Below are 16,365 nucleotides of genomic sequence, written 5' to 3'. Positions count from 1 at the left end.
ATCTAAATATTAAAATAGTAATTTGCATTGAAAATCCGCATATCCCTGCCGGTAACCGTGAGTTGCAATCCCGGGTCGAGGCACCATTACACGGAAACCCTGAACAGAAATGTTCGGGATTTTTAGAGCTAAAAGGTGCTGCAGGTAGCGATAGGGTGTGAGGTCGATTAGTCCTATGTTAATTAGCATTTATACGGGTATGCGCTGGTGGCATACCCGTTAAGCTGTTTGGCGCTAAATCAGCTATCAAAGCCTTCAAGCACAATTTTACCTATGGCCTTACCGGACTCCAGCAAGCGATGTGCCTCACGCAAATTGTGAGCATTAATACTTCCCATCGTTTGGTTTAAGGTCGACTTGATGATGCCCTGATCAATGAGTTCGGCGGTCTCAGTGAGCAGTTGATGTTGCACTATCATGTCGTCAGTACTAAACATTGAGCGTGTGAACATGAACTCCCAATGTAGTGAGATGCTTTTGGCTTTGAGCTTTTTAACGTCGAGCGTCTCTGGGTCATCGATTAACGAGATTTTGCCCATGGGTTTTAGAACATCTACATAGGCTTCGAGGTATGAATTTGTATGTGTCAGACTGGCAACGTGAGTCACCGGCCCGATTTCCAGTGTATTGATCTGTTCAACCAGGGATTGGCTGTGATCAATAACGAAATCTGCGCCCAATTCCTTCACCCATTTTTGTGTAGATGGACGAGAAGCCGTCGCAATAACGACCGCGTTTGTCAGTGCCTTGGCATACTGGATTAAAATGGAGCCAACGCCACCAGATGCCCCAACTACCAACAGCACGTCCGGCGAGGTCGCTTTTGAGTTTGAGCTTCTGGGAATGGCCAGGCGTTCAAATAACAGTTCCCAGGCCGTGATGCTGGTTAGAGGCATGGCTGCGGCTTCGGCGTCAGAGATGGAAGCCGGCTTTTTAGCGACTAGCCGCTCGTCTACAAGCTGGTACTCAGCGTTGCTGCCAGGACGAGTCAGATCGCCGGCATAATAAACCTTGTCACCATGATTAAATAGATGAGTTTCTTCGCCGGTAGCGACAACTTCTCCTACTGCATCCCAGCCCAACACTTTAAACTCATCATCGGTTGGGGACACATTCTGACGAATTTTAAAATCAACAGGGTTTACGGCAATGGCTGATACCTTTACCAGAATATCCCTGCCCGTCGCTGTTGGCTTATCCAGTTCAATGTCCTCTAGTGCATTGGCTGCATCTATGGAGCCCGCAGTTTTATAACCTATCGCTTTCATAACGTTACCTTGTGGTGTTATCAGAATTGAATGCAGTGTAGATCTTGTTTTGTTAATTAAAAACAGCTTATTCTTTTGTTCAGTATCAAAAATAAATTGATAATATGAATGTAAACGATCTGAAAATTGTTCTAAAAGTAGCCGAGCAGAAAAGCATTAAGCAGGCAGCCGAGAGTATGGATTTACTCGTGGCTACTGCCAGCGCGGCCGTAAAGCGGGTAGAAACATCGCTGGGCGTGACATTGTTTCAGCGTTCAACCCGAAAATTGAAAATCACCAGCGCTGGTGAACAAGCGCTGTCACAACTCGCACAGGCCGTTGCCTTACTAAATCAGGTTGAACAGCAATCTAAACATGTGTTGGGTACTATTGAAGGCGAGATCAGGCTGTCGGCCCCATCGGATTTGGGTCGAAATATTCTGCTGGAATGGCTTGATGCGTTTATGGGTAGCTATTCGAAGGTGTCGCTAAAACTGCACGTTAGTGACAGTAATGTCGACTTTTACCGCGCTCCTCTGGATGTCGCGTTACGTTACATACCCGACAACAACGAGAGCGTTTACGGTTTCAAAATCTGCGACGTACCAAGAGTCGTTTGTGCATCGCCCGCATACCTGGCGCAATGCGGCAGACCAGAACACCCCTCTGATTTAACGTCGCATAATAGCTTGCTCTATGAGTTGAAAGGCACACTGCATCACGCTTGGACGTTTACTCGCAACGGTGAAAAATTTCCGGTTAGGGTAGGGGGAGACAGAGCGGCCAACGATGCTGACCTGGTGAGGCGATGGTGTGTATCGGGAAAGGGAATCGCCATGAAGTCAGCACTCGATATGTCAACGGATTTACTAAGCGGCCGCGTAGTACCAATATTGCAGGAGTTTACAGCTCCTCCAACCGAGCTATGGCTGATTTGCCCGAGCAGGCAGTTAATAACCCCTGCTATACGAAAGTTAAGAGAGCATTTAACACAGCATTGTCAGCACTTGCTTGATAGTATGCGAGTGCAAGGTCTCATCCGTTAGTTTGTTGAAGCCTGTTGTCATCGACGAATATCGCTATCCGCGTGGATAGCGATCAGTTCAAATCGATATCTACAAATCAGCTTCGCCACTTAACAGTAAGCCCCGCACCGCGTTTTGGTGTTCATCGGGTGTTCGAGCTAATAACGCAAGAACAAAGTCCAGCGATGTGACGCTGTGGAATCCCGGTTGGTTTTTCGCAAACAGTTCATTCAATGTATCGACAATCACTTTGTCTCCCAGCCGTTCGCGTAATTCAGCGAACACTATGGTCGCTCTGGAATACACGTCTGCAGAATGCGTGGCGTCAATAATGGCCTGCTTTGAAGTTAACCTGCCACGAAGAGAATACTGATACCGTGTTTTTTCGTACTCAACGAGTGCCTGCATGGCCGATTTGCCAAATCGTTGTTCAATCAGCACCAACTCGGTGTATTTGGCCAATGACTCAATTAAAAATGACCCGTCTTCCTCTACGCCATACCCCAGCGTATGACCAAACCACTGGTGCGCTACCTCGTGCACCGTTCTGCGATAACGCTGATCAAAACCGGCATCGTCCGCCGGCCTTGCCCGAACGGCGAGTCGGTGTGACATTAAAATAACTTGGGGCAGCGCATAGCCACTCGGTCCGATTTCGGGAATAAATACCAGCGACAAATCAGAGTACGGGTAGGAGATAAGTGTGTTTGAAAACCATTGTAGCGTATCACTTACTGCCTGCTCATGAATGGCATGAGCTTCGGAAGACGGTGCGCCGGTTAGTGTGTCTCCCAGCCCAATATAATGCACGTTGACTGAGTGTGTACTGAGTTTAATGACGCTGGACAGTGGTGTCTGAATTGATGTCAGCCATACCGGGATGTTGCGAATGGGGGTGACTGTTTTAAATTCCACATACCGACGGCCCTCCTGCTGCCATTCGTGTACCTTGGTGCCTTGCGCTACCACACTGTGTGAAAGCGGAGCGGAAACCTTGCTGTGAAGCGTAATCGGACGCGACGAAGGTTTGGTTGCGGGTGGGTGAGTGGCAAATGTACTTGGCTGCGCCATGTTGAGTTCGGGTAAGCCAAACTGGAGCCGGGTTTGTTCATCGCGCAGCGTGTACTGCCGATTGAAGCCCACATATGGCAGCATTGGAATGGCGCGCAAATAGCCGAATTCTGGTAACAGCACCTGATGACCTGCGGGGAGCCACAGGCGTGCGCCATCCACCAGAATAGAGGCGTGCAGTGTTATGTTGTCTTTCGGCATAAGCGGGGCTGCCAGGGTAAATACGTATTGGTGTAATTGCGTATCCTGAAAAGACAGGTTAGCGCCGTCCAGCGTTAAAGATTGTGGGGTAAAACCCGGAAAGCTACCAATCAAGATCTCTGTAATGGGGCTGGTAGTCACGTTGGTTAATTGCATGTCCAAAGACAGTGACGCCTGACGAGCTTCAGGGTAAAAATCCACTTTGGCATCAATATGCGTAACAATAGGTTGCGGAACAGCGTCCCAGTGTGCGAATTGTTTTTCATAGTCGGCGCGCAGTGCGTAACGTGCATCGGCAGACATCTGCGGCTTTTCGCTTTTCAGTAGCAGGTGAAAGGCAGATACCGTGCAAACCATCAGGCCCGCTATAAGAAAACCGGCAACCGGTAAATGTCGCCACTTCACCAGTGACAGGCCAGTGCCACGATGACTCATGATGATTGCCAATCCCAGCGCAGACAGCGTCAAAATGACCCACACCAATGCGTAGGGTGCAAACGTGGATGCACTTCTTGAAAAGCCAATCAATGCATCAAGGGGTTGCAGTGGCGTACCGGCAATGTCCAGGAGTGGGTGAGATATACCGGCAAGGTTAAGTACCGGCGTGAACTTCACGATCAGCAGCAGTAGTCCGACTACGCCAGCTATCAGAGAGTGACGAAACAGATGATGTAGTGCCAGGCAAAACCAGCCAAACAACAAGACGGGACCGCCTCCCATCAACAACACTAACCAGTAGGTACCAGCCTCAATTGCACTCGACGACAGCAACTGGCTGGTTGCGGTAGCCAATGCTGTAGTCACAAGCAGGATACACCAGGCAACTAACAACGTAGCTGCCTGCGCCAGGATAAGTTGAACATTGGTAACCGGCGCGGCGGCAATGAGTTCTGCGACGCGATGACGCTGGTTTTCCCAACCGAGCTGCCAGCTCCACAGCGCCATTAATACGCAGCCTGCGAAGGGCAGAATATCCCAGGTAACGCGATTCAGCGCATCGCTACTTAGCGGTGTAATAACCGCGCCAAACTCCGCGTAGTCAATGCCTGCCAGCACTTCTGAAAACACGACGCCGCCATAAAACAGTATGATGAACACAAAGATACGGTTGTGAATAACAATACTGCACATCCCCGAAAACAGGGCCCCAAACGGGGAGTAACGCCATTGCTGCACTATGTCTGGAATCAGTGTGTTTGAAAGCACTTTGTCTGAGAACACAAGTCGGCGAACCTGTGTTAGCGCCGCTGAAAACAGGCTAAACACCTTGAATAGCCCTGTGCTTGAAGGCGCGGTAAACAATATTTGCGATGGGGCAGATAAAGTGCGGTGAATAACAAATGCGGATATGAAAAGCCAAATCAAACGGTTGGTGACTATTCCCATCGACATGGCCCACTGGGGGGCACCGGATTGGTACTGGTCGAAAACAGCCGTAAAGCCAAGCGGGTCAAATAGCAGCATAGCCTGATACAGGGTGGGGTTGAGAATGCTGCTGCCTGCCAGCACAGGTGAGCCGGTAATTGAAGCGAGCATGACATAGCCGACCCAGCACAACGCAAACAGCGCATAAATCGTCAGTGGACTTTTGGCAGATTGTGCGGCGTACAGGGCGAGCGAACAGTAAAGAACACAGGCAGGCAGAGTTAATACCAGCGCATTCTTTAAGCCGGTTAGCAGGAGTATGGCATCAAACGACCCATAAAAAGACAACACCAATAGCTGCAACGAACCTGAAACAATGCATAGCAGGATAACCAAACTTAACAACCCCATGAGCTGATAATATCGCCGTTTACGTTCATTGGTGGGCGTCGCCGCTGTGAGTTCCTGCATCTGGCAAAGTTGCTCGCGCATAAGTATGGCAGGGGTGAGGGCGCCAATTACAATCGGCAGCGTCATCATGAGCACGGTAATATTTACCAGAGTGAGGCGTTTTGCCAGTTGTGCATCGTCTACCGACAAACCTTGCGTCAGCAGTACCGATAATCCGGGCAACCCAAGCAGACATAACCAAACCACTGGTTGGCGGCAGTACAGTCGCCATTCATTAATGAGCAACATGGCTTTTTACCTGTAGGGCTAATTCATAAAAATACCGATCTTGTAGGGTGGCGTTAACTAATACTGCATCCGGGGTGGGTTGTTCGTCGTTAAACAGTCGCCACACTGGCTGACCACAATGATAATGCTCGCCCAGCAACACACCGCTGTCGGGCTTGGAGGCGCTCTCCCACACTTTGTTTTCCATGGGCGAAATCAGTGAATGCATGGCTCCGCTGTCAACAATACGCCCTTGCATCATTAAAGTGGCGTGGGGGCAAAGGTGTTCAATGTCTTCCACAATGTGGGTAGACAGTAACACCAGCTTATTTTTGCTCAGGGAAATGAGCATCCCATGTAAACGTTGTCGTTCTTGTGGATCCAGTCCGGCGGTCGGTTCATCCATGATCAGAATGCTCGGGTCGCCCAACAGCGCCTGCGCGATGCCAAAGCGCTGACGCATACCGCCCGAGAATGTGCTTACCCGTTTGCCGGCATGCTGAGTCAGGTTTGTGATGCTGAGCAATTCATCTATTTGGGACTGAGCCTTCGACCGAGGCATGTTTTTGAGCGCGGCTATGTGATGTAGCAAGGCTACACAGCTCATGTGAGGGTACACCCCGAAAGACTGTGGCAAATACCCCAGTTGCTGGCGCAACAAGTGAGGCGATGCCAGCACGCTTGTGCCGTTAAAAAGAATGTCGCCGCTGTCCGGCGTTTGCAAACAGGCAATAGTGCGCATCAGGCTTGATTTACCTGCACCGTTGGGGCCGAGTAAGCCCACCATACCTGATGGGAGTGTCAGTGACAGACTGTCTAGAGCGACTGTCCCGTCGGCATAGGTTTTACTAACTTGTTGTAATGAGAGCATCGTGTTTACGTCCCTGGTGTAAATTACCCGGTTACTGTAGAGCTAGCTTGCAGAAAGGGGGAGCAAAGAATGACTAACGTGCGGAATGGGGTGACAACCGTATAGTTTGTTGTAATTATCCTTGCATGCTGGGGGATGGCTGGCGGAATTTTACTTTCGTCATCAAATTGCGTAGCTTCGTCATGCAAAGCGTGAGCTGACGGCCAACGTGCTGCAAACTACCAGGAAATGTATTGGCAAAGTGTGGCATTGGGAGCGAATAATGACTGTTGAATTACGCAAAAACGGGTTGCTGTTATTACCTGTTTTGGCGGCCGTGCTACTTGAAGCCTCTATTCGTTTTGTGTCTTTCCGAACACCGGATCCGCTTTTGCTGTTGCAAACACATGGCCAGCTTCTGTTTGAAATGCTGCCCTTTTTCATTGCCCATTATGCGGCATGGCACAGTCACAGAATAAAAGCACTGCTTTTTTGGCTGGCTGGTTTCGCAGGGTACCCTCTGGCGGCGACGGCATTCGCCCATCACAGTACAACGTTTAGTGACTGGCATTTATTGGGTGGACAGGGATATATGCTGGCTGCCGGAGCCAGTGGCATGTGGTTTTTACATCACCTGCTCGGACGGGTTACTCAGGGGGCCAGCAGTTGGCTGTCGACACTGCTGTCTCTGGACACCATGGTGGTTGTTTGTCTGGTGATCTGGACATTTACCATGGCAGGTGTGTTTTTGCACAATGTGGACCCGATGATCAACCAACCTCTGGCAATGATCATTGACTTCGCTCAGATAGTAAACGAGTTGCCCTTGTTTACGCATTATTTCTGGCAGTTCGGTGTAATGGCCGGCGCTTTATTTTGTGTGTATTGGTTTAATCGTTACATCCTGATCCGGCAATTGCTGGCTGTGCATGGCATAGTGCCATTTCTGGCGGGTTGTGTGGTGTTTATTCTGGTTTTCAGTCCGCCCGTGTGTGCCTTGTTGCTATTAATGCCGCTCAACAATGTCGCCGAATTCACCTTGATTCCGTCTGAAAATCACAACCCGTTCGACCCTTTTAACTACCAGCTGACATTTTGGTTACTGGTATTCAGCGCGCCGCTTATTCTGGCATTTGAGCGTCAGTCTCAAGGCGCTAAACTGGCGGCGATTGCTCAGCAACAAACACGCACTGAGTTACAATTATTGCAACAACAGGTAAATCCCCATTTTCTTTTCAATACGCTAAACAATCTCTATGCGTTGTGTCTGGAGCAGTCTGAGCAGGCTCCGGAAATGGTAGAAAAGCTGGCAGGGCTACTGCGTTACACCGTGTACAAGGGGCAGTTGGAGCGGGTCTCTCTCAGCGAGGATATTGGCTACCTTCAGGACTATCTGGCGCTACAACGGATGCGTTATACCGCAGACTGCCAATTTAACTGTAGATGGCCTGAAAAGGCCGAAGACTGGTCGATACCACCACTCATGCTGATTATTGTATTGGAAAATGCCTTCAAACACGGCATAGAAAAAGCGCCTAAACCCTGTGAGCTTACGTTGTCTGTCACCCTGCGAGACAATACGCTGGTGGTTGAATGCATGAATCCGTTACCACCCGCATCCCAAGCTGCAATCGCTACGCGTACTTCAGATGCGCACGGTGACAGCGGGTTAGGGCTGGATAACCTGAAACGCCGCCTGGCCTTGCAGTTCCCGCAGAAGCATTTGTTGGTCAGTGAGTCGAAGGGAGACGTATGGCACACCCGTCTGGAAATGGAGCTGGCACCGTGTTAGATGTGTTAATCATAGACGATGAGCCACTGGCGCACCGGGTGCTGTTGCACCATCTGGCTAATCACGACGATATGCGAGTGGTAAAGCAATGCTATAACGCAACGGAAGCCTTAGCCTGGTTAGCATCAAATCAGGCCGATCTGATGCTGCTGGATATTAACATGCCCATGTTAAATGGAATGGCGATGTTGAAGGTGCTGGCTAACCGGCCGCAAGTCGTCATCGTTAGCGCCTATCAGGAATATGCGTTAGAAGGATTTGAACTGGATGTGACCGACTACCTGCTCAAACCGGTCAGTGGCGAACGACTCTCTATGGCGCTGGACAAAGTTCGCCAGCGCGCGGCTTCCGACCAGGCTCCTGCGGCGTCTCAAACAGTTTCTGAACTTATTCCCGATCACATTGTAGTGAAAGTCGAACGCGAGCAACGACGTATTTTACTCAATGATATTTGCTATCTTGAGGCGTACGGTAACTACGTGAAAGTGTGGCTGGGCGATTCAATGTTATTGGTAAACAGCACACTTAAAAAGCTGGTGGCTGCGCTTCCTGAAAGCGCGTTTACACAAATACATAAGTCCTATGTTGTGCATAACCATTGTGTAATAGGCAAAGATTCGGACTCAGTGCTGCTGGCCAATCAGGTCAGGCTTAAAGTCGGCAAATCCTTCAAACCCGTGCTGGGGCGCTTGCTAGCCGGCTCGCTATAGCGGGTAAAAGCCCTTCACGAAACCCGGCATTTAAGACCTGACAGGGCGATTGCAAGTCGCCTTTCTATAACTTTGAGTTACTTCCTGTTACATCCTGAACGGTGATGTCGTCAATATTGACGTGGGAAAACAGAAAAATGGATTGCACTTTATTGTTAGTCAGTCATGATCCCCCGCAACAATGACAAAGTACACGCACTCTCAAACAGAAACGCGTTAATCTAAGTAATAAAGGCAAATCATGGCGGCAATAGGTATTGATTACGGTACGTCTAATTCGGAAGTGGTCTTCTTTGACGGTAATCATCACTCTCATGTAAAACTCGATCCTCAGGTAAAAGACGGGAATAAAATTCGCTCGTCGATTTTTATATATTACCCGGACGAATTGCCCACGCCGCCAGATGAGATTGTTGAAGCCAAAGTGGCACAGCTACAGCGTGCTATCGGTGAGCAAATCGAAAAAGAAAAGCAGCGTTTCTATGAGGCTCAGGATCCCAACGAACAGCAGGTTTACAGCGACAGGATAGAAAGCCTGCGCGGTCAGTTTCACGACCGCCCGGGGCTACAAAAGCGCGCTATCCAATTGTTGCTGAAAGATCTCACGGTTCAGGATTTGTCGCTTAAGCAGTTAGTGGAAACCGGTACCTTTGCCTTTGGTGAAGAAGGCTTCAGACGTTTTCTGGCGACACCGGAAAAGGGCCGGTTAATCTATTCACCAAAGAACTTCCTGGGCGCGAGCTTAGACAGCCAGCAGCAGGAGGCGTTTGTTGGCATGATAGCCAAACAGCTTGGTTATTTTCGTGAATGTGCAGAAGCACAGCTCCAGCAAGCCGTCGATACGGCGGTCATTGGCAGGCCGGTAAAATTCCACGGAACACGTGGCGAAACCGGCAATGTGCAAGCGATCAATATCATGCAGCAAGCTGCGGCGTTGGCCGGGTTTAAACACGTTAGCTTCCTTGAAGAGCCTATCGCTGCTGCCTACAGAATTGAGCGCACGTTAGCAACAGAAACCACTACGCTGGTGGTAGATGTGGGCGGCGGTACAACCGATATTTGCTGTATCCGATTAGGCCCTGAGTCAGCGCAGCCAGAACAGCACAACAACCCGGTATTAGGTGTAACGGGCAAGCGTCTGGGCGGCATGGAGTGCGATAAAAACCTGGTATTAAAAGCCATTGCGCCGCATTTGGGGCAAGGACTGTCGATGCAAAACGGATTACCTGTGCCACCCACCTATTTTTCTGATATGTGCGCCGTGGATGATATTCCCAAGCTCACTCGTTTCTTTTCAGACGAATACGGGCTGGAAATCATGCAAACCAAGTCGATTGTTAAAGAGCCTGAATTACTTGAGCGACTGCTGATCATTCAGGAAGAAAAGCTCTCGGCCAGAGTGGTGAACTCGGCGCGGATGGCTAAGGAGCTATTGTCGTCGAAAGCGCAAATTACTTTGCCTTTGCCGTACATAGAACCAGACTTCAGCATTAGCATCGACAATCAAACGTTAGCTCAGTCCATGAAGTCCTGGCTGAGTAAGGTGATTCGTTTAATCGAAGAGTGTCTGGCTCAAACCGACATAAAACCGGAGGTAGTTATGATCACCGGCGGCATGAGTTTGTCTCCTATCCTGCGTGATACATTGTCTAACGGGCTACTGGCGGGGTTACCGCTGCTCGAAAATGACGCGTTTAACTCTGTGTGTGAGGGGCTGGCTATTCAGGCATACAGAGTAAGTGGCGTTGATACGCCACGATAAAAGCCTGCTGGAGCAAATTAGTTACGCAACTTGTCAGTGATTTCCTGTTCATTTAACGGTTTGGACCAATGGTATCCCTGGCCCAACTGACAGCCCATTTCAATCAGCATCTGTTTAGTCGCTTCGTCTTCGATGCCTTCGGCAATGGTGTGCATTCCCAGGCTGGAGGCCATGGTGATCATGGCCTGAACAAGTGGCACATCGTTGTCATCACTGGTGAGAGGGTAAATGAACGAACGGTCAATTTTTAACGTAGAGGCGTTAAATTTACGCAAATAGGCCAGGTTTGAATAGCCTGTGCCAAAGTCATCAATGGAAATTGTGATGCCCATATCGGTTAACGCAGATAGCTGTTGCAGAATGGCTGACGACTCATTTAAAAATAACGATTCTGTCAGTTCTAATTCTAATGCGTCGGGTGGCAGTTTTGCTGTAGCTAACGCTTCCTCCACATAGCTTTTCAGCATGCCATCATTAAATTGTAATGCCGAGATGTTCACGGCAATGCGTAAATCCGAATGCCCACTTTCCCGCTGAGAAGCACAAAATAAACAAGCTTGCGCAATCACCCAACTGCCCAGTGTATTTATTACGCCGGCACTTTCAGCCAAAGGAATAAACTTGTCCGGCCCTATCATACTGCCGTCGCTTTGTGGCCAGCGTAATAACGCTTCCACGGAAGCTGTTCGCCCGGTATGGAGATCAATGATGGGTTGGTAATACAGCTCGAAATCCTGATTGGCAACGGCACTGCGTAGCTTTTGGAGCAGCGTAAATCGCTCTTCGCTTTGCGCGTCCTGCTCGGGGGCGTAAAAACAATAGGTATTGCGGCCATCGCTTTTCGCTTTGTACATCGCGATATCTGCTTTGCGACAAAGTTCTTTAAAATGCTCACCGTGCTGCGGGGCCAGGGCAATGCCGATGGACGACGACACTACTACGCGGTTCTGCTGCACTTCAAATTCTTTGGCACATTCCGCTAATAAGGTATTCACGAACCGGGTCAACGATAAGTGATTGTCCTGCTCGTCTGTGAACGGGGTCAGCACCAAAAACTCATCGCCGCCAAAGCGGATCAGGTACTGATCTTCACTCAGCAAATTGCTCAGCCGGTCGGCCAATTCTTCCAATAATATGTCACCGGCAACATGCCCCAATGCGTCGTTCACAGGCTTGAAGTTATCCAGGTCTAAAAACAACAGCGCAAGTTGCTTATTGGTTTTACGCAAGTTCTTCAATAAACGCTGAAACAGCTGTTCTCCGTGCAATCGGTTTGGGAGATGCGTAAGCGGGTCGTGATGGGCAAGGTGTTGGATCTGTTGACGGCTCAACTGCACTTTATCGTGTTCTTCTTGTAGAGATAGCATGAGCTGTTTGATATCGCGCACCAGCACATACACGCTGAACCCGGTAATAACAAAAATGACCTGCACAAAAATCAGGTGCTCCCAGCTTAATTTGGGGGTACTTGGAACAACATGACCACTCAAATTAAGCCAAACCAGCACAGAGCATTGAACAATAGTGAGGGTCAGTAATGTGCCAAAAAGGCCGACGCCACCCAATATAGCGGCAAAAATTAACAGACAGGGATAGCCAATAATTGCTATATCAAACAGCCCGGCACCGACGAGGGCCAGCGCAAATAACATGGCCGACATAGCGCTTAATAATACGAAAGAGGAGGCCTGAACTTTGTGTCGGTAGGCCAGTAAAAATGCCACAAGAAGGGAAATTAACCCACTGGCAAAAATAGTAAATGCAACACCGCGGGCAACCAGCAAAGAAGCTACTAATCCCAGTGCGCTGACTGCACAAATTTGTAATAACCGATGCCGACGAACCTGCGAGAGCGATTGTGCAGAGTTCACTTCAACGACATTGTACAGCTCATCGTTGTTGTCCATGTCCAAGGCCTGTCAATGTAGTCTGTGTACTATAGCACCTGAAAATACATGCCTCTATATGCTCTGGCATATCATTATGGTGCAACTGTATACCTAAAACGAAAGCTACAGGCCTGCCAGCGCATAGCCGGTGAGTGCAAGGCCAGTGACAATTAACGCAAACGACACCAACGCCCCGACTTTCATAGAGGTGATACCTGCGCCAATAACAGACAGTATTGGCGGTGTTAAACCCCGTCGCCATTTGTGAATTCGGTGGGCATACACAATGGTGCCGGTGACACACAAGCTGGTAAGTACCAGACCGAAAACAAAGTACAGGCTTTTGCTCCAGTACCCGCCCCAGGTACCGAAATGCAGCGGGTCCGCGGCTTCGGATATACGCGCATGCACGGACAGTTGGCTGCCTTCACGTGTTGACAACAGTGCACCGCTAACCGGGTCGATTATCAGGTTATTTGCCCGGTCGCGAACCAGAATATGGCCTGCCTGGCCGTCAATGCGAATTGGCTGGCCTGGCTTAACGGGCAGAAACACCGAGGTGATCCGCAAGTCTGGTCTTATTGCATGAGCGTGATTGATGGCTTTTTCGAATACTTCAGGCTGAACCTGCACGGCAGTCTCTTTTGCTACCTCAGTGGTGATGGGGGCATTGTCAGGATAACTAGCCGCTAAGCCGTATTTCTCAACAAAATACCACAGCCCGGTTGCGGCCATGATGGCCAGAAGCCAACTGCTCCACAAGCCAGTGAGTCTGTGAAAATCCCCCCAGAACACTCGTGGGTTGTGTTGCCGGGGCAACCGCCATAGGCCTCGCCACCACTGTGGGTGCAGCACGAGTCCGGAAATGAGAGATACACACAATAAAAAGGCGGTGGCAGACACAATAGTCAGCCCAATATTTAGCGGCAGCATAAGGTGGCGATGCAGGCGGCGTAACGTGGTTTGCCAGTTAAACCATGCGCCATTACCGGTGTATTCATAGGTATCGGGCTTGAAGAAAACGCGGTAGCGCTGTGCATGTTTGTCGATCAAGATCGCTTCGGCGGCAAAACCATTATGTAGCGGGGCCGACAGTTGATAGATGCGATCGCCATTGGCGACGTTCAGCACGTTGCGATAATACGCTGGCCAGTCTAGCGATTGGTTGGTAGCAGGCGCACGGATTGCCGGGTTGCTTAACCAGTCAAGCTCGTGTGACAACACCGCCAGTGTGCCGGTGAACATAACGAAACACAAAAACACAGCCAGCGGAAAACCCGCGTAGCTGTGCCATTTGTACCATGTCTGTTTATTCATTGACTGTAAACGTCCGTTTCAGCCAGCTAACAAGTTGCTGTTGCACGAAAAGTATCAGAAATCGTAGCTAAGCTGCACTACAACCTCGCGAGGCTCGCCAGGGAAGTGACCATTGCGTTCGCTAAAGCCGCTCACTGCATACACTTTGTCGAACAGGTTTTTCACGTTTACGCTAAGGAGCAGGTCATCCCAACGGGTGGTCCAGCTGGCATCAAACACGGTGAAGGGCTTAACGCGCTGGCCATTAAGACTGATTTGCTCACTCACGTAATCCACGCCCATTGCAAACGATGAATCAATTGCTGCAATGTCGTAACGCGCCCAGAAGCCAGCCTGATGGCGGGGTGAGTTAGCGAAACGGCGGCCATCGTAGGTGTTGCCGGTGCTGCCACTTACCACCAGGGTGTCGTTGTAAGCATAGTTTGCTGTAACACTGATGGTGTCGGTTACGTCACCTACCAGAGTAAACTCTGCACCATTACTTTCAACCAGACCAAAATTGATTAGTGCCGGCTCAACGTCGTCGTTAACACCTTCATCGTAGTCAGGGTTGTTAATCACCAGGTTTTCTTTGTCGATTTGATACACCGCCAGCGTTGTCATAATACGGCCATTCAGCCAGGCTTGCTTTATACCCAGCTCTACTTGTTCACCTGTTTCCGGGGCCAGCGGCTCTGCACCTGCGTTTTCAAAGTCTGCCGGATCGACCGGGTTAAAGCTCTGCGAGAGATTCAGATATACCGTAGTAGCGGCAGATGGCGTGTAGATCAGGCCTGCGCGAGGCGAGATGTCTGTGTCTGAATACTGGGTGTCGGTATCCATGCTTTTTTCGTCAAAGTGGTCGAGTCTGGCCCCCAGCATCAGCGCCCATTCTGGCGAGAATTGCAGTTTATCCTGCAAGTAAAGACTGGCACGTTCACGCTTCAACCCATCGCGATTCATATTGGTCAGGTTGTATGTACTCGGATCGGTTTCGCCGTAGTTAAGGGTAAAGATATTCAGGTTTGCAACGCCGTCGGCTTCATAGCGAGCACGGTAGTAGTCGTAGTCAGTTTCGACATTATGATAGTCACCGCCAAACAGGAACTGGTGATCGATACCGGCTGTTTCAAAGTCGTAAACAAAATCAAGCGTCAGACTTAGCTCGTCATTTGCACGGTACTGTTTGCGGTATTCGCGGCGGATAGTCTGGTCATCGATATTGGCAACGCCATCACCATTTACGTCTACCCAGCTGCGCGACTCGTGATAGGCCTGCTCGCGCTCGTTATCCAGATAACGGAGGGTACCGTTGAAGGTAAAGTTGTCGCTAAAATCGTGTTGCAAATTAGCTTGTAATACCAGCGCTTCAAGGTCCTGATAATCTACTTTTTCATTGGCGTTGTAACTGCGACTCACCAAAAAGTTACCATTGTCGTCTACCGGCACACCACGCAACCGGTTGCCGCCCAGGTTTTGCACTATGTAGTCGTAAGTCGTTGTAAGTTGGGTACTGTCTCCCAGTACAAACAATGCACCGCCAGCTAACTCAATGTTTTCAGCGTCTGCATTGTTGCGAAAGCTATCCTGAGCTTCATAAAAAGCGCCGAATCGATACGCCACAGATTCTGTAATTCCACCGGTAAACTCGGCAGAGGCGCCTGCCAGTGAAAAGTTTCCGCCTGTCACTGTGATATTGCGTCGTTCGTTAAAGGTGGGTTGGCGACTCACGTAATTGATCATACCACCCGGTTCGCCACCCCCATAAAGTGCCGCAGCGGGTCCTTTGAGCACCTCGACGCGTTCTACGTTAAATAATTGCGGCACGCTAAAACCTGAGAAAGGGTCCCCCCGAACACCGTCATAAAAGACGTTGGCATCATCGCGAAAACCTCGGAACGTGATGCCGGAGTAGCTGAATTCACTGACACCTGCGATTGAGCGGTATAAATCGGTGATGTCTCGCGCCGCCTGGTCAGCGATAAGCTGGTGAGTAAGTACTTGCACTGACAGTGGAATGAGCATGATGTCCGAGTCGGTTTTTGTGCCCACCCGGGTGCTGCTGTCTAAATAAAACTGCTGAGCACGCCCTGTCACTTCGATGGTTTCAATATCAGATTCTATTGATGTGTCATTGGCATAAGCGGGTTGAGCGGTGCTAAGCACAGAAAAAATAGCAATCGCGATGGCGGAATGGCGCATTGGTAGTCCTTGAAGAGTGATTTTTATACGATAATGATAACTATTATCATTATCGTATAAAATACGGGTGTCATTCAACCTATTAATACTGTTGTTCGCATGCCATTGTTGGCTTTTCAGACGAATTACGCGGCCTTTTGGGTTGGTGGTCAGAATGTAACAGTTGTAAAAGTACTGTCCTTTGTTTAGCAGTAAGATGAGAATGCTTCTTATTTGTAAGATGTAGAGTCAGAAGGACATTCCCTTGAAAAATTTAGTATTAGCTGGTGCTGTGTGT

At 49.6% G+C, this 16,365-nt stretch carries 10 protein-coding genes; 4 read left to right on the top strand and 6 right to left on the bottom strand.

Annotated elements, in window-relative coordinates; genetic code table 11:
• Positions 1-239: 239 nt before the first annotated feature.
• Complete coding sequence (locus AC4MRN_RS12720) at positions 240-1,268, bottom strand: zinc-binding alcohol dehydrogenase family protein (RefSeq protein WP_491203484.1); 1,029 nt, start codon at positions 1,266-1,268, stop codon at positions 240-242.
• Positions 1,269-1,372: 104 nt separating this feature from the next.
• On the opposite strand from AC4MRN_RS12720, the gene AC4MRN_RS12715 reads away from it, so the two are divergent.
• Positions 1,373-2,293, top strand: coding sequence for a LysR family transcriptional regulator (locus AC4MRN_RS12715; protein WP_491203483.1), 921 nt, complete (start codon positions 1,373-1,375; stop codon positions 2,291-2,293).
• Between the two features lie 69 nt (positions 2,294-2,362).
• On the opposite strand, the gene AC4MRN_RS12710 is transcribed toward AC4MRN_RS12715, so the two are convergent.
• Together AC4MRN_RS12710 and AC4MRN_RS12705 are read right to left on the bottom strand one after the other, a co-directional pair.
• Positions 2,363-5,608 carry a M1 family aminopeptidase gene (locus tag AC4MRN_RS12710; protein WP_491203482.1) on the bottom strand — a complete coding sequence of 1,082 codons (3,246 nt, stop codon included), beginning with the start codon at positions 5,606-5,608 and terminating at the stop codon, positions 2,363-2,365.
• Positions 5,595-6,458, bottom strand: coding sequence for an ABC transporter ATP-binding protein (locus AC4MRN_RS12705; protein ID WP_491203481.1), 864 nt, complete (start codon positions 6,456-6,458; stop codon positions 5,595-5,597). Before AC4MRN_RS12705 ends, AC4MRN_RS12710 begins: the two co-directional genes overlap by 14 nt.
• Positions 6,459-6,720: 262 nt before the next feature.
• Between AC4MRN_RS12705 and AC4MRN_RS12700 the strand changes: the two genes are divergently transcribed.
• From AC4MRN_RS12700 to AC4MRN_RS12690, 3 genes are all read left to right on the top strand, one after another.
• Entirely contained in the window at positions 6,721-8,229 is a 1,509-nt protein-coding gene (locus tag AC4MRN_RS12700) for a sensor histidine kinase (RefSeq protein ID WP_491203480.1), read from the top strand.
• Positions 8,190-8,939 (top strand): LytR/AlgR family response regulator transcription factor, encoded by a 750-nt coding sequence (locus AC4MRN_RS12695; protein WP_491203479.1) that lies wholly within the window; start codon positions 8,190-8,192, stop codon positions 8,937-8,939. Before AC4MRN_RS12700 ends, AC4MRN_RS12695 begins: the two co-directional genes overlap by 40 nt.
• Before the next feature lie 241 nt (positions 8,940-9,180).
• Positions 9,181-10,701, top strand: coding sequence for an Hsp70 family protein (locus tag AC4MRN_RS12690; protein ID WP_491203478.1), 1,521 nt, complete (start codon positions 9,181-9,183; stop codon positions 10,699-10,701).
• Positions 10,702-10,718: 17 nt separating this feature from the next.
• Here AC4MRN_RS12690 and AC4MRN_RS12685 read toward each other — a convergent pair whose 3' ends face one another.
• From AC4MRN_RS12685 to AC4MRN_RS12675, 3 genes are all read right to left on the bottom strand, one after another.
• On the bottom strand, positions 10,719-12,608 hold the full coding sequence (locus tag AC4MRN_RS12685) for a putative bifunctional diguanylate cyclase/phosphodiesterase (RefSeq protein WP_491203477.1): 1,890 nt from the start codon (positions 12,606-12,608) through the stop codon (positions 10,719-10,721).
• A gap of 105 nt (positions 12,609-12,713) precedes the next feature.
• Complete coding sequence (locus AC4MRN_RS12680; RefSeq protein WP_491203476.1) at positions 12,714-13,907, bottom strand: PepSY-associated TM helix domain-containing protein; 1,194 nt, start codon at positions 13,905-13,907, stop codon at positions 12,714-12,716.
• Positions 13,908-13,961: 54 nt separating this feature from the next.
• The gene (locus AC4MRN_RS12675) at positions 13,962-16,088 is read right to left on the bottom strand and encodes a TonB-dependent siderophore receptor (RefSeq protein ID WP_491203475.1); all 2,127 of its coding nucleotides are present in this window, start codon (positions 16,086-16,088) and stop codon (positions 13,962-13,964) included.
• Between the last annotated feature and the right edge of the window lie 277 nt (positions 16,089-16,365).

The organism is Marisediminitalea sp. (genome assembly GCF_984433645.1).
Note: the sequence above shows the minus strand (reverse complement) of the source record. Positions and strands in the feature narration are given on the sequence as shown.

Bases quoted from the DNA above. Each gene is read 5' to 3' on its own strand.
- AC4MRN_RS12720 (WP_491203484.1), bottom strand. From the start codon at position 1,268: ATGAAAGCGATAGGTTATAAAACTGCGGGCTCCATAGATGCAGCCAAT.
- AC4MRN_RS12715 (WP_491203483.1), top strand. From the start codon at position 1,373: ATGAATGTAAACGATCTGAAAATTGTTCTAAAAGTAGCCGAGCAGAAA.
- AC4MRN_RS12710 (WP_491203482.1), bottom strand. From the start codon at position 5,608: ATGTTGCTCATTAATGAATGGCGACTGTACTGCCGCCAACCAGTGGTT.
- AC4MRN_RS12705 (WP_491203481.1), bottom strand. From the start codon at position 6,458: ATGCTCTCATTACAACAAGTTAGTAAAACCTATGCCGACGGGACAGTC.
- AC4MRN_RS12700 (WP_491203480.1), top strand. From the start codon at position 6,721: ATGACTGTTGAATTACGCAAAAACGGGTTGCTGTTATTACCTGTTTTG.
- AC4MRN_RS12695 (WP_491203479.1), top strand. From the start codon at position 8,190: ATGGCACACCCGTCTGGAAATGGAGCTGGCACCGTGTTAGATGTGTTA.
- AC4MRN_RS12690 (WP_491203478.1), top strand. From the start codon at position 9,181: ATGGCGGCAATAGGTATTGATTACGGTACGTCTAATTCGGAAGTGGTC.
- AC4MRN_RS12685 (WP_491203477.1), bottom strand. From the start codon at position 12,608: ATGGACAACAACGATGAGCTGTACAATGTCGTTGAAGTGAACTCTGCA.
- AC4MRN_RS12680 (WP_491203476.1), bottom strand. From the start codon at position 13,907: ATGAATAAACAGACATGGTACAAATGGCACAGCTACGCGGGTTTTCCG.
- AC4MRN_RS12675 (WP_491203475.1), bottom strand. From the start codon at position 16,088: ATGCGCCATTCCGCCATCGCGATTGCTATTTTTTCTGTGCTTAGCACC.